The following is a 23,326-nucleotide window of genomic DNA, read 5'->3' on the forward strand; positions in this document are numbered from 1 at the left end:
AGGACCACCATGTCAACCTCTAATAAGCAAGTACCCATTCGTGGATTATTCATCGATGGCAAGGAAGTGCCGGCATCACAACCAGAGTTGCTAGATGTACTCAATCCAGCAACAGGTGAGATGCTTGCACAAATCTCACACGCCACTGACGCAGACGTTGATAAGGCTGTGAAGAGTTCTGCTAAGGCATTTGCAAGCTCCGAATGGAGTGCGATGTCAAACCGTACAAGAGCAAAACTCATTAACAAGCTTGCAGATGTATTCGAAGCCAACCTAGAAGAAATCTACACATTAGAGACAGCCAACAACGGCCGCTCATTAAATGAGACTCGTGCTCAAGTTTCCCGCTTGCCAGATTTCTTCCGCTACAACGCAGGTCTTGCGATTGCACGTCGCGATTCAGTGATTCCAGTGGATGGCAACTATTTGAACTACACACTACGCACACCAATTGGCGTAGTTGGTAACTCCACACCATTTAATCACCCGTTGATGATTATGGTGAAGAGCTTGGCCCCGACTCTCGCATCAGGCTGCACCACAGTTGTTAAGCCTTCTGAATACACTCCTTTAACAACATTACGTCTTGCTCAACTGTTTGTTGATGCTGGTTTACCTCCAGGAGTATTCAACGTCATTACTGGCCTTGGACCTTCAACTGGTAAAGCACTTGCAGAGCACCCTGGTTTGGCTAAGTGGGTTCTGACTGGTGGCACAGAAGCTGGACGTATTACTGGTGCATTAGCTGGCAGCAACTTCGCACACCAAACTTTAGAACTCGGTGGCAAAACACCAGTGCTCGTATTTGATGACTTCAACGTAGACCAAGCAGTGAACTACGCGGCATTTGGCGCCTTCATTGGCGCAGGACAAACTTGTATTTGCGGAAGCCGTCAAATTGTTCAGGCAAAAATTTATGATGAGTTTGTAGAAAAGCTCGCAGCCAAAGCAAAATCCATTCGCATTGGTAATCCAATTGATGCCTCTGTGCAACTAGGACCTGTCGTTTCCGCACGTCAACAGCAGCGCGTTCTGAAGTACATTGACATTGGATTGAACGAAGACAAAGCCCGTTTGGTTGCTGGCGGAAAAGCGCCTGCTGACCCAACTCTTCAAAACGGCTTCTTTGTTGAGCCAACCGTTTTTGCTGACGTCACTAGAAACATGCGCATCTTCCAAGAGGAAGTATTTGGTCCATTCGTATCTGTGACTAAATTCACGACTGAAGAAGAAGGCCTTGAGTTGGCTAATGATTCTCCATTTGGTCTTGCAGGTGCCATTCGCACAAACGACGTGACTAGAGCGCACCGTGTTGCTGCCAAACTCAAATGCGGTATTGTTTGGGTAAATGATCACCACCGTTTAGACCCAGCATCACCATGGGGCGGCATTAAGGACTCCGGTATTGGTCGCGAGTGCGGTACAGAATCGTTTGATCAACACTTTGAGACTAAGAGCGTCATGATTCGTTTGGATGATGCACCGTTTGACTGGTACAAAGATACCGCCAGCCAACCACGTCTTAACTAATCACCCGTCTTCCAATAGAGAGTAAGGAAAAAATTCACATGGCAAATAAAACATTAACCATTGATAACAAAAAATTGAGTTTGGATGTTTCAGGCTCAGGTAAGCCGATTGTGTTATTTCACTCTCTATTGGCTGACAGCAGCTCATTTGCGCCACTGGCAGCGGACTTAGTCAAGACCCATGAAGTGATCTCACTCAATCTGCCTGGATTTGAGGGCTCTGACTTTGTGGGCGGCGATCTGAATACGATTGCAGACCATATTGCCAAAGGCATCGAATCTCTGCACCTTTCTGAAAAACCCATCTTCTTGGGTAATGGTTATGGCGGCTTCATCGCTTTGATCACCAGCATTCGTCACCCACAACTTGCCTCACGCTTGGTGTTGGCAGATTGTGGCGCAATGTTCTCCGAACCTGGTCGTGCGGCTTTCCGCGGCATGTCTGGTGCCGCCAAAGAAAAGGGCTTAGAGGCTATTGCAGATGTAGCAATGCGTAGATTGTTTGCTCCTGAGTTCCAAGAGCAAAACCCAACCCTCGTTGCCGAAAGAAAGAAACGTTTCTTAGCGCTCGATACCGAAACATTCCATGGCGCATGTGCTGCTCTAGCTGGCCTAGATATTCGTGATCAACTATCCAAAGTAACTCAGCCAGCATTAGTGCTGGTTGGAGAACTTGATGAAGCCACTCCTTCAGCAATGTCGGTAGAACTTCATGCCGGCTTGCCAAATGCAACCTTGAATATCTTGCCTGGATTGGCCCACGTTCCTCAGTTGCAAGCTCCGGCGGTCTTTATGGATGCTATTCGCAACTTCATTAACGCCTAAGACTCAGTAGCGGATCAATTTATGAGTATTACCCCGTGAGCGTTACCCTTTACGGATTCTGGCGATCCCTAGCAGCTTATCGCGTTAGGGTCGCCCTCAACCTCAAGGGCATTCCCTTTGAAGAGATCTCGGTTAACTTAGCCGGTGGCGAGCAGTTCGGCGAAGCCTATAGCGCCCTGAATCCACAACACGTAGTGCCTTTGCTCAAGCATGACGGCAATGAAGTAGTTCAATCCCTCGCCATTCTGGAATACATCGAAGATATTTGGCCTAACCCAAAGCTCATTCCTAGCGCCCCGCTTGATAAAGCAGAAGTCAAGGCTCTTGCATTAATCACTATCGCCGATACCCACCCCTTAATTGTTCCGAGAGTGAGAAACTTTTTGAACAAAGAATGGGGACTAGATGAAGCAGCGCAAACCAAATGGGCACAACATTGGTTCACCAAAGGCAATGAAGCAATTGAAAACACACTCATCAAGCTAGGTAAGTCTAAGACTTATTCATTTGGTGATGAAGTAACGATTGCTGATATTGCATTAGCCTCACATGTGGTTGGCGCAAAACTATTTAATGTGGATATGAGCACCGCCCCCACTCTCAATAGCATTTTTACAAATTGCATGAAGCTTCCTAGCTTTGCAGATGCGCATCCTCTGAAGCAACCGGGTGCACCCAAAACAAGTTAGGTTAATCAAGATATATCCGAGTAATTCAAAAGCCACCCTCAGGTGGCTTTTTTTGTCCCTAACTCGCTAGGCGAGTATGGCAAACATTTAAAACTTAAATCTGAGTTCAGCACCGCCACCGTATTCATGACCATAGGTGTTATAGGAAGCAACTGCACCAATACGAGCAGATACTTCTTTGGTAATTCCACCCTGAATACCTAAACCCACCATATTGGATACAGGACCCATATTGGCGCCAACTTGTGTGAAAGATCCGTAAGTTGGGCTTGTGGCAGTAATGGAGTGCGCTGAATTGCTATTGGCATACCAGTCGTAACCGAACTTATAGAAACCAATTAATGACAATGGATCATTCGTACCTTTAAGTAATGGATAGACAAAATCCAATCCCGCAAAAGTCACTGCTGTATAGGCTGTTGCAGAGCTGATAGCGAAGTTAAAATCATTTCCGCCCTGCTCACTTGCACCACCCATCCACAGCTGAGAATAAGACGCTCCAACAAATGGAGAAACCGTAAAGCTTTCAGCTTGATAGGCCTTGGCTAATTTTGCCGCCGCATATACACCATTCGTTTTATAGGAGCTTGTTGCATTGCCGCCGGTAAATAAGCCAACATTTGGAGTATTTCGATTGGCATTGGTGTTTCCGTACATATAACCCAATGCACCAGAGAGCTTAACCTGCGCATCGAAATTACGAGCACCATATAAGCCAGCGTAGAAGTTGGTAGTGTTGAAGTTTTGTGTAACTTGCTGACTCTCAGTCATTGATGTAGAGCCCGTACCCGCGAATACACCATAGCCGCCCTCTTTAGAGCGCTTGATATCCCCACCAATAATCAGGTCGTACAAGTTGTATCCAAATCCTGCGAGGTTATTGTAATTATTAACAGTGCCTTTGACTGCAGCTGCATCAGCCCAAATATAGCGACCCTCATCGTCCTGATAAACCTTGGTAGATGGGGATGCGCTCATCGGCGCATGAATGCGATCCATCACGGTATTGGTGATGTGTGCCATTTGCTCTAGACCAATAGTCATATTGGAGGAGTAACCCTCAGCATGAACGTTAATCAGTTGATTAACCTGACTGGTTGTTAAATCCTGAACTGCGCTACCCAAAGTTACTCCATTTGCTAGCACTGGATTAGAACCTCCAGCAGCAGCAATGGAATATGCCGTAGTTAAGCTTGCAGCTAGCGACGTTGCTGCCAAACTATAAGTAACTTTAGGTGCCACAGGAGCGCTAGGCGTTGTCGTTAAGCTCCAATCTGTGCCCGATGTATTTGTTAAGTTCCACTGCGTTAGTACAACGCCGCCGCCAATAGATCCGGATGTATTGGCCAAGTTAGAAGACGTCACTCCACTCAATACATCGGCATAAGTACCAGATCGACTGATCGCCGATCCAGAACCAAAGCCAAAGGTCGTTGGACTACCAGCCACATTTGAAAAGGTAGTAGAACCGTAATTGCTAGCACTTCTAATAATGATGTTGTAGTTTGTCGGTAAATTGCCGCTATACGTTAATCCACTTTGAGCATTATTTAAGGTAGTTATGGTGCCGGAGTTTTTGATCGATGGGCCAGATCCATTGGTAATCACACCCGTATTAGTGATCACATTGATGGCCCCAGCATTATCGATAGTTCCGTTACTAGCACTCAACGATACGATGGTTCCAGCGTTATTAATTAACCCAATACTCCCTGTAGATGCAGTTTGTATAGCAACGTCATTACTCTCAATACGATTATTGTTTATAAGGGATCCAATACTTCCAGTAGAGCCAGCCTGTTGGATCACAGTGAAATAGCTTTGAATAACGCCATTATTGGTGAATGTTCCAATATTGCCACCGATATTGACGCCAAAAGTTAGGCTAGCAGATGTGCCGATATAGCCCCTGTTCAGAAAATTCGTTACTACTCCACTAGGAGACTGAATATCTACCGCTATTCCCGACGATGGATCATTTCTAACGGTAACGCCACCATTGACAGTAAGGGACGGAACTGATGCATCAACAACGAGGCCGTCGCAACTTGCGCTGGGACTGGTATTGGGTGCGCAGGCGGCGAAACTTGAATTGGCTGCAGCAGTACCCAAAGCCAATATGGCAAGATTAAAAATAATATTTTTTTGTTTTAGTTTTTTCATAAATCAATCATTCATTTTTATATACATTAACCGTTCCGCCACAAGCAGCAAAACACTGCCTATAGGATTCATCGCAGTTCCAGTAATTTGGATTTGCCGAGCAGTACTGCGGATTTGGGTTGCACTTCTTGACATCATCGTGGCTTTGCGCACGATTGACGCAGGCTTGATAGCTGTAACTATTCTGCTGATGGCAAGAATTCATATTTGTCTGTGCTTGAGCCTGGGCGCCGTTGTAACAAACATTCTTAGTGCTCATGCAATGAACGGCGCAAGTTTTTCCGCTTTCAGTGGGCGGTGCAATGTATTCATATCGGTAAGTGGTGCAAGAGCTGATACAGAGAATTGCAGATACAGATAGGAGAAGTGACTTAAAATTCATACAGAAATCATTATTGAAAGTATTGGTATTTTATATGCTTAAAGCCCTTATCGCCCTATTTTTGTACATTTCCATGCCTGTTAGTGCTGTTGAGAAGCCTGAAGGTGCGGTTTATTGCCATGGCAAGACTGTTGTTGAATATCGACTAGTCAATCCCGGGCAAAATGGCACCGCGTCCGATGTTGATCTAACTGTAAACGGCAAGACCTCTCGCTACATGACCTCTTATTCTTGGTTTGGCTCAAACCAACCTACCCCGAAGAAATTTCAGTTCGCCATTCTGGGTGAAAAACAGTTTGATCCACTTTTAATATTTGATACTTATCTTGTGGATGCCAAGAAGCGCAAGTACACTAAATGTAATTAAGCAATTAAAAAATTACTGCTGATACAAAAAGCCACCCGAGGGTGGCTTTTCTTTTAATCACTGTCGACTATTTTGAGTAGTTGAGCTGCTATGGGCGAACGTATAGATCTTTGCCATTCTTAACAGTCTTCACAACTTGAATGTCTTTAATTTCCATTGGGTCGACTTTCAATGGATTGCGATCGAGCTGCACCATATCAGCCAACTTGCCAGCAGTAAGACTGCCCTTTGAAGCCTCTTCTTTGTACTGATAGGCGGTAACAGAGGTAAAGCCTCGCAGAGCTGTGTATGGATCAATACGCTGATCAGGGCCTAAAGTACTTCCTCCATAGGTTTTGCGATTAACGGAAGTCCACACGGTAAACAATGCACTCGGGCCAGAAGATGGTGTGTCGTTATGCAGACCAAATTGCATGCCTTTTGTTTTAGCTAAATTGAGCGGAACCATATTGCTGGCCCTCTCATCCCCGAGAATCTGTCGATACACATCGCCATACATCCAAATGTGATTAGCCATAAATTGAGGAAGAATCTTATTGGTCTTGTATTGATCTAGCTGATCATCACGAACAAAGAATGAATGTGAAATTACTGATCTACGGTCCTCAGTAACGCCTGTTTCTTGGATTGCTTTGGCAATTCCAGAGAGCGTCATATCAATACCGGCGTCTCCATTGGAGTAGCCGAAGTACTGGATATTTTTTTCATAAGCTAACTTGGCATATTTATCCACCAAGGCCTGCGAGGCAACAGCCATGCCGCGCCAATCTTTTGGGAACCCTGTTGTATCGCTATAAGGTTTAGTGAAATAGGCCAAACGCAATTGCGGCGCACCATCTGTTGAGACCAGTACACCAGCAACCTTAAAACCACCATCGCCTTTGGTGTAAATGCCAAATGGGTAGTTTTGGTTAGTCGCGAGCAATTGATCAACCACATCATTGGTAGGTAATGCAATCAGGTCTAAGCTGATCACATTACGATCAACTGCTTGGCGCATATTGCTTATATCTTGAACCGTAGATTCGTAGCTTTGCGCAGTGGTGTAACCATTGGAGGCGTAGATCTTTTCAGCCTTGCGATACGTTTCCATCGTTAAGTCGCGAGAATACTTACCAAATACCTTCGCTGTTGCATCTATATTGGGATTACCAATGAGTTCGCCGGTAAGCTTTCCAGTTTTTGGATCCACAGGCAGCATGCCTTGCGTCACCTTGGTATCTTTTGTGATCCCCAGCTTCTTTAGGCCCGCAGTATTCACAATCCCCGTCAAAGTAGAAATGTTATTAATAAATACTGGCTGATTCGGAAAGGCTGCATCTAACTGCGCAATGGTTAAAGGTCCATCCGTCAGAAAAGCGTCTGCATACTCTGATCCAATAATCCAACCATTAAATGGACGAGCCTCATTCTTCAAGCGGCTGATGAGCTCCTGGGTTGTATGGGGTGGCTTGTTTGAAAAATAACCTAGATTCACGCTGAGGGTATTCTGAGCAATCAAAGTAAAGTGCCCCCAGGCATCGATAAAGCCTGGCAATAAGGTTTGACCTTTTAAGTCATTCATCACCGCATTGGCGCCAGCCTCATTTAAAGCCTCTTTCATATTGCCAGCGTAAGCAATCTTCTTGCCCTTCACCACGACAGCCTCAACATACTGAGGCTTATCACCTTCCATGGTCAGTATGTCGCCATTGAAATAGACGCTTGCAGTATCTGCAAATGCTTGGGTAGCAAGCAAAAGAAAGGATGCGGCAAATATATTTTTTAAGATTTTCATATATGAGTTGCTTTTAAAGGATGGGGCACCAGATTGGGTGATAAATCGATCATACCAAACGATATAAACCTGCCTCATTAGTACAAAAGCCACCCTGAGGTGGCTTTTGATTTAGGCAATCCAGTGGTGATAATTACTCATCCCAAGGAAATCTAGCGCGCGATAACTCTTCCATGATTTCTCGCTTACTGCGACCAGCCCTTCTGGGATGACTAGAGTCCTGTTTATTTTCAATCTCTTCATCAGAGGGGGCTTCTTTTGCTACGTCCTGAAGTCCTTCTTTGTTATCAGGCTCTGTATTGAATTGATTGGTCATATGAAATGATGCAACATTGAACGAGTTGTCAAATTAATTCAGAGATTTCAATCAAGTTCTGATCTGGATCCCGGACATACACCGAGTTAATCTTTTGTGTAGCACCAGTACGAATGACTGGACCTTCAATTATTGGCCAATTTTCTGCTTTCAGCTTTTCAATTACTTGCTCCAAGGGGTGATCAGCAATAAAGCAAAGATCCAGCGATCCCGGAGTCGGAATATCCGCCTTAGGCTCAAACTCTTTGCCTTTGATGTGTAAGTTGATCTTTTGATTGCCGAACTTAAAAGCCTTGCGCTCAACTGGCGGCGTACCACCAATAAACGATTCCAACTTCATGCCGAGTACGCGCGTATAGAAATCAACACACTCCCCTTCTTTTGCGGTTGTGAGAACTAAATGATCTAAATGGTCAATCATGATGGATCCTTGTTATTGAGCGCGACGTAATTCATCTACGTAACTTGGCTCAGGGTGCAATGTGTAAGTACTACCAGCCTTAGCAACTTGACCGGGGACTTCATGACCTACGATCTGTGGCAATTCTTTGGCAAGTTGCAATAACTTGGGAATATTCATGCCGGTGTCGTAACCCATAGCATCAAGCATATGAATAGCATCTTCACTAGAGATATTGCCACTTGCTCCAGGTGCGTATGGACATCCCCCTAGACCGCCTAGAGAGCCATCAAAGCGAACGATGCCCGATTGCACAGCGGCCAGCACATTCGCCAAGCCCATCCCTCTCGTGTTATGAAAGTGCAATGTCAACTGCAGGTTAGGGAGGCGTTTTTGCAAAGACTCAGACATCTTTTTAACTTGATCTGGATTAGCCATACCTGTTGTATCGCAAATGGTGAGACCTCTCACACCTAAATCAGCAAAGCGTTGCGCAAAGCTTTCTACAACCGTTTGGGGAACTTCACCCTCCATTGGACAACCGAAGCAGGTGGAGAGCGAAACATTGATTGGTGTTCTACCATCAACAAACTTAATTACTTCAGCCAATCCGGCAAAGCTCTTCTCTCTACCCATTCGCAAGTTAGCTAAGTTATGCGTCTCTGATGTCGACATCACGAGATTAAATTCATCCGCCTTCGATTCGAATGCGCGCTCTGCGCCTCTTAAATTAGGGACCAGTACGGTGTACTCCACCCCAGGCACACGTTTAATCCTACCCATTACCTCTTCAGCATCTCGCAGCATGGGGATCGATTTAGGCGAAGTAAAGGAGGTCACCTCGATCTTGGCAAAGCCACATTCACTAAGCTCATCGACCAATTTAACTTTGTCATCGGTCGGAATAAAGTTCGGCTCGATCTGAAAGCCATCTCTAGTTACTACGTCGTTGAAATAAATTCTGGTCATGGGGTTCTCTTCTTTTTTCTTTGCTTCTATATTTATTTAGTAAACGCAATCCCGCGCTCTTTTAAGGATGCGACTTGCTCATCACTTAAGCCAATGCTCTTCAAGATCTCATCCGTGTTCTGCCCTATATCTGGGGCAAGCGTCTTAATAGATCCTGGCGTGCGAGATAGCTTTGGAATTACACCAGGCACATCCACCTTGCCCCCATCTTTCATTTGAATGGTCTGAATATTTTCTCTAGCCTTGTAGTGAGGATCGCTAGCGATATCAGCAACGGTATAAATACGGCCTGCTGGCACGGCTACTGAGTCCAATACTTCCAAAGCTTTGCTTGTGCTAACTGTTTTAGTCCACTCGCCAATCGCTTGATCCAGTTCAGTAACTCGCTTCACGCGACCATCGTTATTTTCTAGTTGGGGATCACTACCTAAGTCATCGCGCCCGATGACAGTCATCAAGCGTTTGAAAATGCTATCCCCATTACCTGCAACCAATACATAACCACCATCGGCGCACTGATAGGCATTGGTTGGCGCAATGCCAGGCAAGGCACTGCCGGCCGCTTGGCGCACTTCACCAAATGCACTGTATTCAGGGAGTAGGCTTTCCATGCAATTGAATACCGCCTCATACAGAGCAATATCAATGATCTGACCTTTACCGCTGTTATGTCGCTCTTGTAGTGCCAACAAAATCCCGATCACCCCATGCAAAGATGCTAAGGTGTCGCCAATACTGATGCCCACGCGTACCGGCACTCTGCCAGGCTCTGCAGTGAGATGACGTAAACCACCCATAGCCTCAGCAACCACACCAAATCCAGGCTTATCCCTGTAAGGGCCAGTCTGACCATATCCACTGATACGCAAAACAATTAATCTAGGATTGAGCTCAAGTAATTTTTCTGGATCAAGGCCCCATCCCTCTAATGTGCCAGGACGAAAATTTTCTATTAATACGTCAGCCTCCTTAACCAGAGTCCTAACAATCTCCTGAGCCTCAGGATTTTTTAAATCCAAAGAGAGTGAACGTTTATTACGGGACTGTACTTGCCACCAAATAGAAGTGCCGTCTTTTAAGAGTCGCCACTTACGTAAAGCATCGCCAACTTTAGGCGGCTCGATCTTAATGACATCGGCTCCAAAGTCTGCCAATGTTTTAGCGGCAAATGGCCCAGCAATGAGTTGCCCCATTTCCACGACTTTTAACTTTGATAACGGCTCCATTGCATCCTTTGAAATCGGTTTTTCATCAAATTACCCTTCTTGATCAGGTCTGAAAATTGCTATTTCGAGGGCTATCCTTCTCATTTTGCGAAGGTGTGGGTAGAATGACCCCATGAAATCCCCGCTAAACCCCGCCAGAGTTGACTTTGTTACTCTCAAGCTATTTTGCGCCATTGTCCAATCGGGCAGCATTACCAAGGGTGCAAATGAGTGCAACCTAGCCCTATCGGCTGCCAGTAGGCGAATTTCTGAGTTTGAGGAAACCGTGGGTATGGCGCTCCTCGACCGCTCTGTTAAAGGCGTCACGCTAACCCACGCTGGTCACGCAGTCATGCAACATGCTCTCCGTTTGTTTCAGGGCTTTGAACAACTCAGCAACGAATTAAGTGAGTACTCCAAGGGGGTCAAAGGTCATGTAAGACTCTGGGCCAATATGTCAGCTTTAACAGAATTTCTACCATCAGCATTAGCCAGTTTTTTAATGAGCTATCCAGAAATACAGGTTGAAGTAGAGGAGCAGCTTAGTGGCGATATCGTGAGAGCACTTATGGATGGCATTGCTGATATTGGCGTGTTTGCCGAAGGCCCTATTACCACCGGCCTAGATACACGCATTATGGGCAGAGATCAGTTAGTGATTGCTTGTAGCAAAGATCATCCTTTAAGCAAGAGAAAAAGTATTTCATTTGAAGAATGTCTTCAATATGATTTTGTGGGACTCAATAGAGGAAGCTCTCTTCTCGAACTCACCTCACGCAGCGCTGAGAAACTCGGCAAGCCAATGAGTTTACGCATTCAGGTGCGAAGCTACGATGCGATGTGCCAGATGATTGCTGTGAATTTAGGTGTTGGCGTCTTGCCTATTCAAGCTTGTGCCGCACAAATTAAGGCGCTGGGATTAAAAGCGATTGCACTCGAAGATGCCTGGACAAAGCGCAATCTACTAGTAGCAACTAAGGCGGGAATCAATCACTCCCCAGCCAGCACTCTTCTTAGTCAACATTTATTAGCCAGATGATTTAGCAATAAAAAATGCTTTAGGTACTTCAGTACACCACACCACCCCATCACCCATTTGCCCTGTCTGACATACGGTGACGATTCTATCCATCAGGACTTCAGCAATTTCATCATTGCAAACGATCTCCACCCTTACTTTTGACGAGTAGTCCGTAAGCTCATCTTTGATATTAGCTTTGCTCGTTTTAGATGGAGCGCTACAGCCCTCCACCTTAGCTACGGTCATCCCCGGAAATCCTGGAGTCTCCATTAAGGCTGTTCGCAGAGCGGGTAATTTATTGGGGCGTATCACTGCCTTCACTTCCATCATGCTTCCACCTCTTTGTCTTCAAACCATCTATATAGAACGGGTAACACTAATAAAGTGAGTGCTGTTGAGGTAATCAAGCCTGCAATCACTACAGCTGCTAATGGGCGAGTCACTTCAGATCCCGGACCACCAGAGAACAACATCGGAACGAGTGCCAGCATCGCTACGGATGCCGTCATCATCACAGGCCTAAATCGATGATGGCAGCCATTCAGCAAGGCATCTTCCATGCTGTAGCCATCTTCACGTAATTGCTTAATGAAGGAGATCAACACCACTCCATTGAGCACAGCGATACCCCACAAGTTAATAAATCCTACTGCCGCTGGTACCGACAAGTACTCGCCAGTGATGAACAAACCAAACACTCCACCAATCGAAGCAAATGGCAGAACCAAAATAATGAGGCCTGCTAAGCGGATTGACTTGAACAACATAAACAACAGGAAGAATATCGCCAGAACAGTCAATGGAATGATGATCATCAAGCGTGCCATCGCTCTTTGCATATTTTCAAACTGACCGCCCCACTGCAAGGTATAGCCTTGGGGTAATTCCACATTCTTGGCAATCAGCTCTTGGGCTTCTTTTACAAAACCACCCAGGTCGCGTCCTTCTACGTTTACGCCAACGACTAAGCGACGCTTACCAGACTCTCTTGAGATTTGCGCAGGACCTTCTACTAAAGAAATTTCAGCCAAGTCACGCATGAGCACTTGGGCACCATCTGGTGAGTGCAGAATAATATTTTCAATAGCATCGATATTGTTTCTGTAGGGGCTTGGATAACGAAGCACCAACGGGAAGCGGCGCTCTCCCTCATAGATGGTGCTGGCTTGTTTACCACCGATAGCAGTTTCAATAACTTCATTGACATCAGAAACATTGATGCCATAGCGGGCAATCGCATCACGATCGATTTTGATATTCAGATAGTTCTGACCAGAGGCCTGCTCAATACGCAAATCATTGCTACCTTTCATCTTGGTCAAAATCTGACCAATTTGGGAGCCGAGCTTTTGCAGCATAGCCAGATCATCGCCAAAGATTTTGACTGCCACTTGTGAGCGCACACCAGAAACCATCTCATCCACCCTAGCGGCAATCGGCTGCGAGATTGCCAGTTCAATTCCAGGTAAGGTTTTGAGCTTTTCACGGATCTGTTGCGCAATCTCTTCCTGACTCAGACTTCTATCGCCCAAAGGCTTCAGTGTCACAATCGGATCTGACTCATTTGGCTGCCCTGGATCTGCTGGTGATTCACCTTTACCCAGACGGGAGACTGCCATCTCCACACCCGGAATAGTCATGATCCGCTTAATCGCTTCAAACTCCAGTTTGATAGATTCATCTAGAGAAATATTAGGGGCACGCACAATCACTGGAGTGATGGATCCTTCTTGCATCACCGGAATAAATGCCTTGCCTAGCAACACAAAGCCAATCAAGCTAATACCCAAGGCAATGATGGCGCGCTTGACTACCAATTTAGGATTGGCCAAGCTCCAATGCAACCAGCGCTCGTAGGGAGCACGCATTTTTTTGACTATCTTGGTGTCATCCTCGCCGCCACCCTTGAGGATGTATGAGCATAAGACTGGTGACAAGGTAAATGACAGAATCAATGAGATGGTTAAGGCAATAGCAATCGTAATTGCCATCGGCGCAAACATCTTGCCCTCCATGCCTTCCAATGAGAGTAGTGGCATGAAGACCAAAATGATGATGCCCACACCAAAAAGCACTGGCTTACCGACTTCAGATGCGGCTTCTAAGATGATCCTATTTTTAGACTCGCCAGATTTGAGCCGTTCGCCCAATTTAGCAAAGGTGTTCTCCACTACCACTACAGAACCATCCACCATAATCCCGATCGCAATCGCAAGACCGCCCAGGGACATGAGGTTTGCTGAAATGCCATAGCGATTCATGACCAAGAAAGTAAGCAACGGCGTGAGGAGCAGCGTAGCAACCACAATCAGGGATGAGCGTACATCCCCCAAGAAGAGGAAGAGCAAAATAATGACGAGAATGACACCTTCGATCAGCACCTTCGCCACATTAAACATTGCAGCATTGACTAAATCAGTACGGTCATAGAAAGGCACAATCTGTAAACCATCAGGCAGTAGCTTGCCTTCATTAATTTCTGCAACCTTGAGCTTGATGCGGTTGACTACTTCACGTGCATTACCACCACGAATCATCTGAATGATGCCGGCCACACTTTCTGTATAGCCATTCTTAATAGCGGCGCCCTGACGAATCTCGCTACCCATCGTGACCTCGGCTACGTTCTTCACATATACCGGAATACCCTTCACTTCTTTTAGGATGATCTTGCCAATGTCTTCTGGCTTAGTAATTAAACCCAAACCACGAATCAGATAGCGCTCTGAATAGGTTGGTAGTTGTCCGCCTCCAGAGTTGGCATTATTTCTGGCTAGCGCTTGATAGACTTCATGCAAGCTAATTTGATAATGGCGCAAACGCTCGGGGTTCACTAAAACTTGATACTCCCTTGCATAGCCACCTTGTGTATTAATTTCAGCAACACCGGGGATAGAGCGTAACATCGGGCGCACAATCCAATCTTGTACTGCGCGGCGATCAGAAAGCTCATCAACAGTGAGCTCGCGATGACGATCAGATGGGTGGTCAAGCGTATATTGATACACCTCACCTAAGCCTGTAGATGGCGGGGCTAATACTGGGGTGATACCTACCGGCATCTTCGAGGCAACTTCAATCAGCCTTTCTGTCACCAATTGGCGCGCAAAGTAAATATCGGTTTTCTCGGTAAATACCAAAGTAATCACTGAGATGCCATTGCGGTTTAGCGAGCGCATCTCGGTTAAACCCGGCAAGCCTGTCATCCCCAGCTCAATTGGGATAGTGACAAAACGCTCAACCTCTTCGGGAGACTTACCAGGAGCTTCTGCAGCAACCTGCACTTGTACGTTGGTGACATCCGGAAACGCATCAACAGATAATCGTTTGGTAGCTAATAGTCCAGCAACGAGCAATACGATGGCAATAATGACCACCAATAGGCGTTGCTGCAGCGAGAGGCGGACGATTCTTTCAATCATTTGGCTTATTCACCACTTATCCGCCACTTAACTGACGCTTACGTTCAGTATTTAAGTGATATGCGCCTTCAGTAGCAATCTCTTGCCCCTCTTTTAGGCCTGATATCACGGGACGGAAGCCTTTACCTTCTGGACCCAGCTTGACTGGCACCATGCGATACGTATCGTCATCTAATCGAATGAAGACGTGATCATGATTGTCCTCTCGCACAATGGCGCCAAGTGGTACTACTAATTTATCCACTGGCTGACTCTCGATTAGCATGGTTGCCAACATGCCCGGTTTAATTTCACCCTCTTTATTAGCCAACTCCATACGCACTACTACAGTACGGGTCTGTGGATTCACAATCGAATCTACATGAGCAACCACGCCTTCTATTTCTTGATTTCGTAGAGCGGGAATGATGAGTGAAGCTTTTTGCCCCTTATGCATCAGATAAGAATTACTTTCCGGAACTTCTGAGATTGCCCAAAGCGTACTGAGGTCTGCCACCGTAAACAATGCATCAGCAGGCTGAACCACCTGGCCCTTGTTAATCTTGCGCTCGACAATTTCACCAGGAATGGTGGCAATCACATTGTTAATAGATTCAATCACGCCAGACTTGGCAAGGCGGTCGATACTAGTCTGATCCATGCCCTGCACTCGGAGTTGATCGTTCGCAGCACGAAACTCTGCTTTAGCGCTACTTGCCTCAGCTTCACGTCTTTGTAATTCTGCTAAAGCAATCACATCCTCTTTATATAGAATCTTCGCGCGATTAGCGGCTTGATCGGCCAACTGACTTGCACTCTTGGCTTTTAAATAAGCTAACTGTGATTGGGTTAATTCAGTAGAGGTAATCTTGGCCAATACATCGCCCTGCTTCACCATCTGACCAGGCACAGCCAAAATATCCGATACGCGTCCAGTCACATTAGCGCCAATACGAGATAAATAAAGCTCATTGAAATCAATTCGGCCTGAAGCACGAAGCTCCTCCACAAATGGAGAGACTTGCGCTTTGCCATCAGCAATCATCTTATGCAAATCTTCATTCACCACGACCACATTGGGATCTTGTACGGATTTTATGGTGGGGCTTCTATCAAACACATTGAAGTAATTCAGAATAATGATGAAGGCGCAGAACCAAGGCAGATAGAACGCGCCCTTCTTAAACCAAGGAGGCGTTTTGTCATAGTTGGTCGTTACTACAGGCGCATGCCCAGCAACCCATTGATGAGCCTGTTCATATAGCTGAGTTTGAGTTTGAAAAACTTGGCCTACTAATTCCTTTTTATGGAATCTGATCTTTCGAACCAAAAAGGTTTTCCAGACTTTTACCTTTTTCAGAAGTTTAGTTAATTCTTGGTTCATTGCATTCCACTTTCTATCTTCGCAAGCCATTCAGGGCTCGCTCTCAATCTTTGAATCTCAGTCACCACAGAAGCCAAATCAAATCTCGCTCTAATTAAATCATTTCGAGCGGCTCGGAAAGTTCTTTGTGCATCTAAGTACTCCAGCATGCCGCGCTCACCGTAGCGATAAGATACTTCTGCAATCCGCTGCGCACTAGCCGCCAATTGCACCACCTCCTGGCTTAGTACTTTTACTTGATAGCTCGTCATTTGATAAAGCTTATAAGCTGTTTCTATCTGCTGATCCAGGGTTTGACTTTGCGCATTGAATTGATTCTTAGCTTTAGATGCATTTGCTTCTGCCTCAGCTACTTGGCCACCTCTAAAATCCCAAATCGGAATGCTCACCTGTAAGCCATAAAGACGATCAGTGAAGTTTGGATCGTTATATTGCGAGGCTTTAAATGCTAAGCGCGGTAAACGTGAATTTTTTTCAAAGCTGAGCTTAGATTCAGTAGCCTCTACCTCCGCTTTTGCCTTTTGGAGCTCTGGGCTTTGGGACTGAACCTCATTTAGCAGCACTTGCAATGAAGGCAAGACCTCTACTTTAGGTTGCTCTGCCACCACCGTGAAGTCAGCCGGCAATTGATGGCCGACAACTTGTCGCAATTGACTGCGTGCTTGCTCAACGCGTAACTTACTAGATTCTGAAGCAATCTGCGCATTCAGAAACTCTGTTTGCACACGAATGAGTTCGAAGCGCGCTGTTTCGCCAACGTCATAACGAATTTGCATACGATCACGAATCTGCTTAGTCAAACTCATATCTTCTTCAGCTGCTTTTTGCTCTGCTTCACGGCGCATCAACTCGTAATAGCGTTGCTGCACTCTAGAAATCGTTTCAACCTCGAAGGCAATGCGTGTTGCCTCAGCTGCACGCAAATTGGCTTCCGCAGCATTGACTCTAGGGAAGCGGGTGTATGGCATATCTAATGGCTGAGTAACAGACCATGAAGACACATTACCCACTGTTAGGGGGCCGGTAACAGATCGTTGCTGACCGGTGCTGACCTCGAACTCAGGGTTTGGAATTGCCCTTGCTGTAGATAGCTGTCCTTTAATTGCCTTTGACTGATCTCGCGCAGCTAAGACTTGAGGGCTGGACTCTAAAGAAATGGTGATTAGGTCATTAATCGTGAATGCTGTTTTAGCCTGTGCACTCACATCCGCCATAAAGAAGGCGCCGATAAAAGCAATTGCTAATAAGCGGTACAACGACATACGCCCAACTTGAGAGGTGTCTAAAAGTAAATTATCCAACCACCTGGTCAGAAGAGCAAGAAATCGTCCCTGATTTGGGGCATTAAGGCCCAGTTCAGGATTAGAAGGCATGTTTTTGATAAAGGAAGTCAATATTCAGCCATTTAGTAAAAAGTAAATGGTCTTGCCTTAGAAATTACCCACATACCGGGTTTAAAGACCGTAATGACGATATGTGAGACCCATTGCTGGGCAGGCTACTCCCCGTTTATTAGTCTTATTAGATCACAGATAAGTTACAAAATTACGTATGATTTCAAACATATACCTGTCTAGATAGGCGTCCGTACTTCTGGGCCTTATGAAATGCTTTCTGCATGAGTTTGCAGGCCTTCTTTAAGCCCATCTCCAAAGCAGTACGCCGGTCTCTGGCAGTAATGCTCACCTCGATCTGCCGATTATCAAAGGTTTGTAACTCAATGATGCAATTTTGATTGCAGCTATTTTTTGCCTGTGCCACTACGGAATACTTCACTTTAATTTTGCGCACCAACCAAAAAAGTTTCTTTAGAGAAAACTTCACGCGGTTCTCTGTAAATGTTTTAAATTCCGGTTCAATTTGCTCTTTTGCTTCCAATATGACATCCATCATGCATCTCCTGATTTAGAAAACTACAAATTCAATATAGAGCACAATTTATTCTGAATAAAGCAGATATTTATTGATAATAATTCTGTAAATTGCTGAGTAATAGAACAAAAAAATGCCCTCGTACTGAGGGCAAAAGACTGCCGCAGGATGCAAAACAAACACTAATCAATCACAGCTGCCATTAGAGCGGTGGCTGCTCCAGCACCCAAGGCCGGTATGCCCCAACGCTCCAATGTTGATAATGAGCGCCCAGTGACCACCTCAACAGGAATATCACTTGTTTCAAGTAACTTGGCTGTCGTTGAATTTTCAAATAGACGACTCAAGGTATTTTTCTTAGCAGTTCCAATCACGATCCGATTACAACCTAAACGCTGAGCCTCTTCGCGTAACGCCTCACCCTTATCGCCCGTCACATAGGAGAAGGAAAAACTCACGCCCGCCCTCTCTAAAAACTGGGATGCTGACTGAGCAGCTAGCTTTGCACGCTCTGCTTGCCACTCATTAATAGTTTGCTTGTTTAAAAATTTTCTTATATGTCTGTACAAAGTGGGCTGTACATTACATAAATGAAAATGTGAATGACGGTCTTTGCCATACACATTGACCGCATGTTTCAAGGCCAACAAAGCATTACTTGAATCATCAACTGGAATAAGAACTGTATTCATGACTTCACCTCCTAGGATATGAGACTGCTCTTTCGGCAGCACTTGAGATACAACAGGCTCTACTTCAGCCGGCAAAATTGTCTCCTCCATTGCCAGCCTGCTTCTGATAAAACCACCAAACAAAACACCGAGAATGACGAGCGCTTGAATTGCGTAGTCAACAATAGGATTCTGAAACACTGGGATCTCACGGATAAAGGGCTCAGAGACCATCATCTTGGCAGCCGTCCAAGCCAGCACGCCTGCGCCTAAGTAAGTAATGGATGGGTAGCGCTCAACTAATTTCAGAATTTGAGTTGAGCCCCAAATCACGACAGGAATACTAACGAGTAGACCCATAACTACCAGGACGTAGCTTCCGTGCGAGGCGCCAGCCACTGCCAAAACATTATCTAAACCCATGACTGCATCTGCAATCACGATAGTCTTCATTGCGCCCCAGAAACTAGTAGATGCGCTGGAATGACTGCCATCCTCATCTTTGGCAGGTGCTAGTAATTTGTATGCAATCCATACCAGGAGTAGTCCACCGATTAACATCAAACCTGGGACCTTTAGCAAATACACTACTACCAGTGTCATTGCGCTTCTTACCGCAATCGCTCCTACTGCACCCCAGACAATTGCTTTCTTTTGAAGATGCGCCGGTAAATTTCTGGCTGCCATTGCAATAACAATGGCGTTATCGCCAGCCAAAACCAAATCAATCACCACAATCGCAAGTAGTGCCGAAAAAAACTCAGGACTAAATAGTTCCAATTGAATAACCTCTATCTATAAAAATTAAACCTGAAGCACATGAATGCCATGGCTTTCTATGGGGTTAATTTAGGCGGATTTGTGTTTAGCTAAAAGCAGATATATATTGATAATAATTTCGTAAAAAGCTGAATATGACCAATACCTATAACTATCGCCATCTCTATTACTTCTGGGTTGTAGCCAAGGAGGGCAGCATGTCTAAAGCGGCAGAACGCCTAGATATGGCTATTCAAACCATTAGCGCCCAAGTGCATGAATTAGAAAAATCACTTGGATACCTGCTTTTTAAACCCGCCGGAAGAGGGATTGCCCTCACTGAATCTGGTTTTGCAGCTCTAGAGATTGCCGATCAAATTTTCTCTATTGGAGAGAAACTTCCAGAAGCTGTACGTGATGCTGCGAAGTCTCCTAAAACCAAAATTACTATAGGCGTTTCTGATGGTCTTCCTAAACTCGTGACTAGGCAATTACTAGAGCCCGTCATAAAACATAAAGATGTCCAATTGATTGCCCACGAAGGTGAGTTCGATGATTTATTGGCAGACCTCGCTTTGCATCGCCTAGATATCGTATTGGCTGACCGCCCTGCACCCAGCAATAAAAATCTCAATGTGTATAGCGAAGAGTTAACCAAAACTGAGATCGCATGGTACGCGCCAAAGCAACTCTTAAAGAAAGTAAAGGGGAAGTTCCCAGAATGCATCAAAGATATCCCTATTCTGCTTCCTACCTCACACTCCACCGTGCGCCCTTTAATAGACCAGTGGCTTAGAAAGAATGACATTATCCCCAATATTGTTGGGGAGTTTGAAGATAGCGCCTTACTCAAAACATTTGCCGCTAGTGGCTTGGGAATCTTTCCTGCCGGCAAGTTAATAGAACAAGATTTGAAAGACACCTATGGCATTGAGCTGCTAGGGGTTTGCAATGAAATATATGAATACTTCTATGCGATACGTTCAGAGAAGAAAATACAGCACCCACTTGTGCAGGCAATTATTAAGCAATAGAGAATCTATATACCCATAAAGTCTGGGGATAAGAATTAATCCTTAGCAAGACATAGAATGCACTTATGACCAATTTTCTTGACCCTGCCATACTGTTTTTTATCTTTGGGGTATTTGCAGGATCAGTTAAATCTAACTTAGAAATTCCTCCGCAAATTTCTCGGTTTCTATCGCTCTATTTGTTAATGGCTTTAGGACTGAAGGGTGGGTTTGCACTGCATAAGTCCGGATTCACAAGTGAAATTGCGTTCTCTCTAGGATTGGCAGTATTTCTTGCTACCATCATTCCCATTATTGGGTACTGGATTCTACGAAGAAAATTGAGTGCTTTTGATGCCGCAGCAATTGCAGCAACCTATGGTTCAGTGAGCGCTGTTACCTTTATTACCGCCACACAATACTTAGATCAATTCAATATTGGCTATGGTGGTCACATGGCAGCTGCAATGGCGCTCATGGAGTCGCCCGCAATCATTCTGGCAATCGTGCTTGCTAATAAAGCAAGGGCATCCATGGCGCCGAACCCAGCCTCTAAGCAAGAGCCAGCAGGCATTGCCAAGATACTGCATGAGTCATTCACCGACGGAGCACAACTTTTATTACTGGGATCTATGGCAGTCGCACTCATTAGCGGCGACTCGGGGCAAAAACTCATGGCGCCCTTTTCCATTGATTTATTTAAAGGGATGCTGGCCTTTTTCCTACTAGATATGGGGTTGATGGCAGCAAGAAACTTCAAAGGTTTAAAAGGTAAGCCGCCGATTACTTTGCTATACGCTATTGGATCACCGCTATCACATGCACTATTAGCGCTGCTACTCTGCAAATTGATTGGTCTACCTCTAGGCAACACCATTTTACTGATGGTACTTGCCTCTAGCGCATCTTATATTGCAGTCCCGGCCGTATTGCGTCATGCGCTACCAGAAGTAAATCCCGCTCTATACATGGGAATGTCTCTGGGAATCACATTCCCGTTCAATATCATCTTAGGCATTCCGCTGTACACCTTAATAGCAAAACAATTTCTGTAGAAATTCACTATTCATCAATTCTCAAGAAAATGGGTATCTTCTCCAATCGATCTGTGAGCTTGTTAACCAAGCATGGGAAAGAGAAAGTCATTGCTGAAGTGCTAAATGCACAAGTTGGATGTCGATTGCAACAAACAGATGCATACGATACCGATCTGTTAGGCACCTTTACGCAAGAGACCCCGAGGTATGGCACTCAATTAGATGCCGTACGCAAGAAAGCGTTGATTGGAATAGACCTTCTGAAGCTTGACTTGGGGCTTGCCAGCGAAGGAGCGTTTATAAATGATCCTTATTCCGGAATGATTCCCTGGAACAATGAATTACTAGTCTTAATAGATCAAAAACATCAACTAGAAATTGCCGGATTTTCTAGTACCCCAGCACAAAACGATAACGCATACCTTAGTCACTGGGAAGAGTTAAGGAAATTTGCTGATAGCGCACTCTTTCCATCGCACTATTTGGTGATTAAACCTACGGATGAGTATCACCCGCAGTCTAAAAAAGGTATTAAAGATCTCCCTGAACTAAAAGAAGCATTTGAATGGGCTAAAGGCCTATCTTCAAAAGGCATTGTTTATACAGAAAATGATTTACGGGCATTTGCCAATCCAACCAGAATGGAGAATATCCGCAAAGCTGCGATTGATCTTGCCAACAAGATGAATTCTGTATGCCCTCAATGCCAAACACCTGGCTTTTGGATTAAAGGTGTGAAGCGTGGCTTACCCTGCAACGCCTGTGGGCTAGCAACCGATCAAGAGATCGCCAAGATCTGGGGCTGCCTCAAATGCAATCATGAGCTGACCGAAGGAATGAAAGTATTCAAGCTTGCAGATCCATCAAAGTGCCATCACTGCAATCCCTAGAGCTTACTGCGCAGCTTCTATCAGGCTAATCCAGCCAAACTGGATGCTTTTGCATCACTGAATTAAATAAATCAGATTCAAGATGTTGAGTGAGCCAAGCTTTAACTGCGGGTATGGGTAGCTGATCAAACTTTTGGAGATCTACCATTGAAAACTGCCTAATAAATGGAAAGATGGCAATATCTATCCAAGACATCTGATTACCCATTAAGTATTGAGAGCTTTGCAGGGCCGCTTCCATCGGCAACAACATCCATTCCATGGCTTCATGAAGAGCTGCTTCTTGATCCAACCCTGGAAAACGATTGGGATATTTATATTGATCCAGCAGAAGTTTAAATGGGCCATCATTTTTATCAATCCAAGCCTGGGCAATAGCATCATCCACATTTTTCCAACCGTTCGGATCAGATTGCTCTATTGCCCAACGCATAATGTCTAGGCTTTGATCAAGGACTGTACTCCCTATACAAAGAACGGGGACGGTTCCCTTGGGCGACACCGCTAGCATTGATTTAGGCTTATTACGTAACTCAATCTCGCGATGCTCAACGTCAATGCCGGCATACTTCAGGGCCATACGAGCCCTCATTGCATAGGGGCACCGGCGATAAGAAAACAAAATCGGCTTCAACTGATTGCTTATCCTTAATGAA

At 45.3% G+C, this 23,326-nt stretch carries 22 protein-coding genes and 1 pseudogene; 8 read left to right on the forward strand and 15 right to left on the reverse strand.

Annotation, left to right across the window (positions count from 1 at the left end; genetic code table 11):
* The first annotated feature begins 9 nt into the window (after nt 1–9).
* From AOC21_RS07145 to maiA, 3 genes are read left to right on the forward strand one after another with little or no spacing between them, the layout of a single operon-like run.
* A complete protein-coding gene (locus tag AOC21_RS07145; RefSeq protein ID WP_215391317.1) occupies nt 10–1,530 on the forward strand; it encodes an aldehyde dehydrogenase in 1,521 nt (506 codons plus the stop codon).
* Nucleotides 1,531–1,568: 38 nt separating this feature from the next.
* Nucleotides 1,569–2,354, forward strand: a complete 786-nt coding sequence (locus tag AOC21_RS07150) for an alpha/beta fold hydrolase (protein ID WP_215391318.1) — start codon at nt 1,569–1,571, stop codon at nt 2,352–2,354.
* 35 nt (nt 2,355–2,389) lie between these two features.
* Nucleotides 2,390–3,043: a maleylacetoacetate isomerase gene (gene maiA / locus AOC21_RS07155; RefSeq protein ID WP_215391319.1), complete on the forward strand. Its 654-nt coding sequence runs from the start codon at nt 2,390–2,392 to the stop codon at nt 3,041–3,043.
* Between the two features lie 87 nt (nt 3,044–3,130).
* Here maiA and AOC21_RS07160 read toward each other — a convergent pair whose 3' ends face one another.
* Nucleotides 3,131–5,206 (reverse strand): autotransporter domain-containing protein, encoded by a 2,076-nt coding sequence (locus tag AOC21_RS07160; RefSeq protein ID WP_215391320.1) that lies wholly within the window; start codon nt 5,204–5,206, stop codon nt 3,131–3,133.
* A gap of 7 nt (nt 5,207–5,213) precedes the next feature.
* Nucleotides 5,214–5,465 (reverse strand): hypothetical protein, encoded by a 252-nt coding sequence (locus AOC21_RS07165; protein WP_215391321.1) that lies wholly within the window; start codon nt 5,463–5,465, stop codon nt 5,214–5,216.
* A 157-nt stretch (nt 5,466–5,622) separates the two neighbouring features.
* Between AOC21_RS07165 and AOC21_RS07170 the strand changes: the two genes are divergently transcribed.
* Complete coding sequence (locus AOC21_RS07170) at nt 5,623–5,955, forward strand: hypothetical protein (protein ID WP_215391322.1); 333 nt, start codon at nt 5,623–5,625, stop codon at nt 5,953–5,955.
* Between the two features lie 88 nt (nt 5,956–6,043).
* On the opposite strand, the gene AOC21_RS07175 is transcribed toward AOC21_RS07170, so the two are convergent.
* The 5 genes from AOC21_RS07175 to AOC21_RS07195 all read right to left on the reverse strand — a co-directional run bounded on the left by AOC21_RS07175 (nt 6,044) and on the right by AOC21_RS07195 (nt 10,643).
* A complete protein-coding gene (locus tag AOC21_RS07175; protein WP_215391323.1) occupies nt 6,044–7,732 on the reverse strand; it encodes an amidohydrolase in 1,689 nt (562 codons plus the stop codon).
* A gap of 133 nt (nt 7,733–7,865) precedes the next feature.
* The gene (locus AOC21_RS07180) at nt 7,866–8,048 is read right to left on the reverse strand and encodes a hypothetical protein (RefSeq protein WP_215391324.1); all 183 of its coding nucleotides are present in this window, start codon (nt 8,046–8,048) and stop codon (nt 7,866–7,868) included.
* A 28-nt stretch (nt 8,049–8,076) separates the two neighbouring features.
* Complete coding sequence (locus tag AOC21_RS07185; RefSeq protein WP_215391325.1) at nt 8,077–8,469, reverse strand: VOC family protein; 393 nt, start codon at nt 8,467–8,469, stop codon at nt 8,077–8,079.
* Between the two features lie 12 nt (nt 8,470–8,481).
* A complete protein-coding gene (locus AOC21_RS07190; protein WP_215391326.1) occupies nt 8,482–9,417 on the reverse strand; it encodes a hydroxymethylglutaryl-CoA lyase in 936 nt (311 codons plus the stop codon).
* Nucleotides 9,418–9,449: 32 nt separating this feature from the next.
* Nucleotides 9,450–10,643: a CaiB/BaiF CoA-transferase family protein gene (locus AOC21_RS07195; RefSeq protein ID WP_215391327.1), complete on the reverse strand. Its 1,194-nt coding sequence runs from the start codon at nt 10,641–10,643 to the stop codon at nt 9,450–9,452.
* Between the two features lie 112 nt (nt 10,644–10,755).
* Here AOC21_RS07195 and AOC21_RS07200 point away from each other — a divergent pair, with 112 nt between their 5' ends.
* A complete protein-coding gene (locus tag AOC21_RS07200; protein WP_215391328.1) occupies nt 10,756–11,661 on the forward strand; it encodes a LysR family transcriptional regulator in 906 nt (301 codons plus the stop codon).
* Here the strand turns inward: AOC21_RS07200 and AOC21_RS07205 are convergent.
* The 7 genes and pseudogenes from AOC21_RS07205 to AOC21_RS10150 form a co-directional block, all read right to left on the reverse strand.
* Nucleotides 11,650–11,973, reverse strand: a complete 324-nt coding sequence (locus AOC21_RS07205) for a P-II family nitrogen regulator (RefSeq protein WP_215391329.1) — start codon at nt 11,971–11,973, stop codon at nt 11,650–11,652. The genes AOC21_RS07200 and AOC21_RS07205 overlap by 12 nt on opposite strands.
* Nucleotides 11,970–15,065: an efflux RND transporter permease subunit gene (locus tag AOC21_RS07210; RefSeq protein ID WP_215391330.1), complete on the reverse strand. Its 3,096-nt coding sequence runs from the start codon at nt 15,063–15,065 to the stop codon at nt 11,970–11,972. The genes AOC21_RS07205 and AOC21_RS07210 overlap by 4 nt, the downstream gene beginning before the upstream one ends.
* A gap of 16 nt (nt 15,066–15,081) precedes the next feature.
* The gene (locus tag AOC21_RS07215; protein WP_215391331.1) at nt 15,082–16,428 is read right to left on the reverse strand and encodes an efflux RND transporter periplasmic adaptor subunit; all 1,347 of its coding nucleotides are present in this window, start codon (nt 16,426–16,428) and stop codon (nt 15,082–15,084) included.
* Nucleotides 16,425–17,690 carry a TolC family protein gene (locus tag AOC21_RS07220; RefSeq protein WP_215391332.1) on the reverse strand — a complete coding sequence of 422 codons (1,266 nt, stop codon included), beginning with the start codon at nt 17,688–17,690 and terminating at the stop codon, nt 16,425–16,427. Before AOC21_RS07220 ends, AOC21_RS07215 begins: the two co-directional genes overlap by 4 nt.
* A gap of 295 nt (nt 17,691–17,985) precedes the next feature.
* Nucleotides 17,986–18,321, reverse strand: coding sequence for a hypothetical protein (locus AOC21_RS07225; RefSeq protein WP_215391333.1), 336 nt, complete (start codon nt 18,319–18,321; stop codon nt 17,986–17,988).
* Between the two features lie 161 nt (nt 18,322–18,482).
* Entirely contained in the window at nt 18,483–19,082 is a 600-nt protein-coding gene (locus AOC21_RS10145; RefSeq protein ID WP_371817816.1) for a universal stress protein, read from the reverse strand.
* 6 nt (nt 19,083–19,088) lie between these two features.
* Nucleotides 19,089–19,751, reverse strand: a pseudogene (locus AOC21_RS10150) (TerC family protein); the annotation flags it as partial.
* A 134-nt stretch (nt 19,752–19,885) separates the two neighbouring features.
* Here AOC21_RS10150 and AOC21_RS07235 point away from each other — a divergent pair.
* From AOC21_RS07235 to AOC21_RS07245, 3 genes are all read left to right on the forward strand, one after another.
* Complete coding sequence (locus AOC21_RS07235; protein ID WP_215391335.1) at nt 19,886–20,764, forward strand: LysR family transcriptional regulator; 879 nt, start codon at nt 19,886–19,888, stop codon at nt 20,762–20,764.
* 65 nt (nt 20,765–20,829) lie between these two features.
* The gene (locus AOC21_RS07240) at nt 20,830–21,798 is read left to right on the forward strand and encodes a sodium-dependent bicarbonate transport family permease (RefSeq protein ID WP_215391336.1); all 969 of its coding nucleotides are present in this window, start codon (nt 20,830–20,832) and stop codon (nt 21,796–21,798) included.
* 53 nt (nt 21,799–21,851) lie between these two features.
* The gene (locus AOC21_RS07245; protein ID WP_215391337.1) at nt 21,852–22,670 is read left to right on the forward strand and encodes a DUF6671 family protein; all 819 of its coding nucleotides are present in this window, start codon (nt 21,852–21,854) and stop codon (nt 22,668–22,670) included.
* A 25-nt stretch (nt 22,671–22,695) separates the two neighbouring features.
* Here the strand turns inward: AOC21_RS07245 and AOC21_RS07250 are convergent, their stop codons facing one another.
* Entirely contained in the window at nt 22,696–23,304 is a 609-nt protein-coding gene (locus AOC21_RS07250; protein ID WP_215391338.1) for a glutathione S-transferase, read from the reverse strand.
* Nucleotides 23,305–23,326 lie beyond the last annotated feature (22 nt).

This window comes from Polynucleobacter sp. VK25, from assembly GCF_018687355.1.
GTDB lineage: Bacteria > Pseudomonadota > Gammaproteobacteria > Burkholderiales > Burkholderiaceae > Polynucleobacter.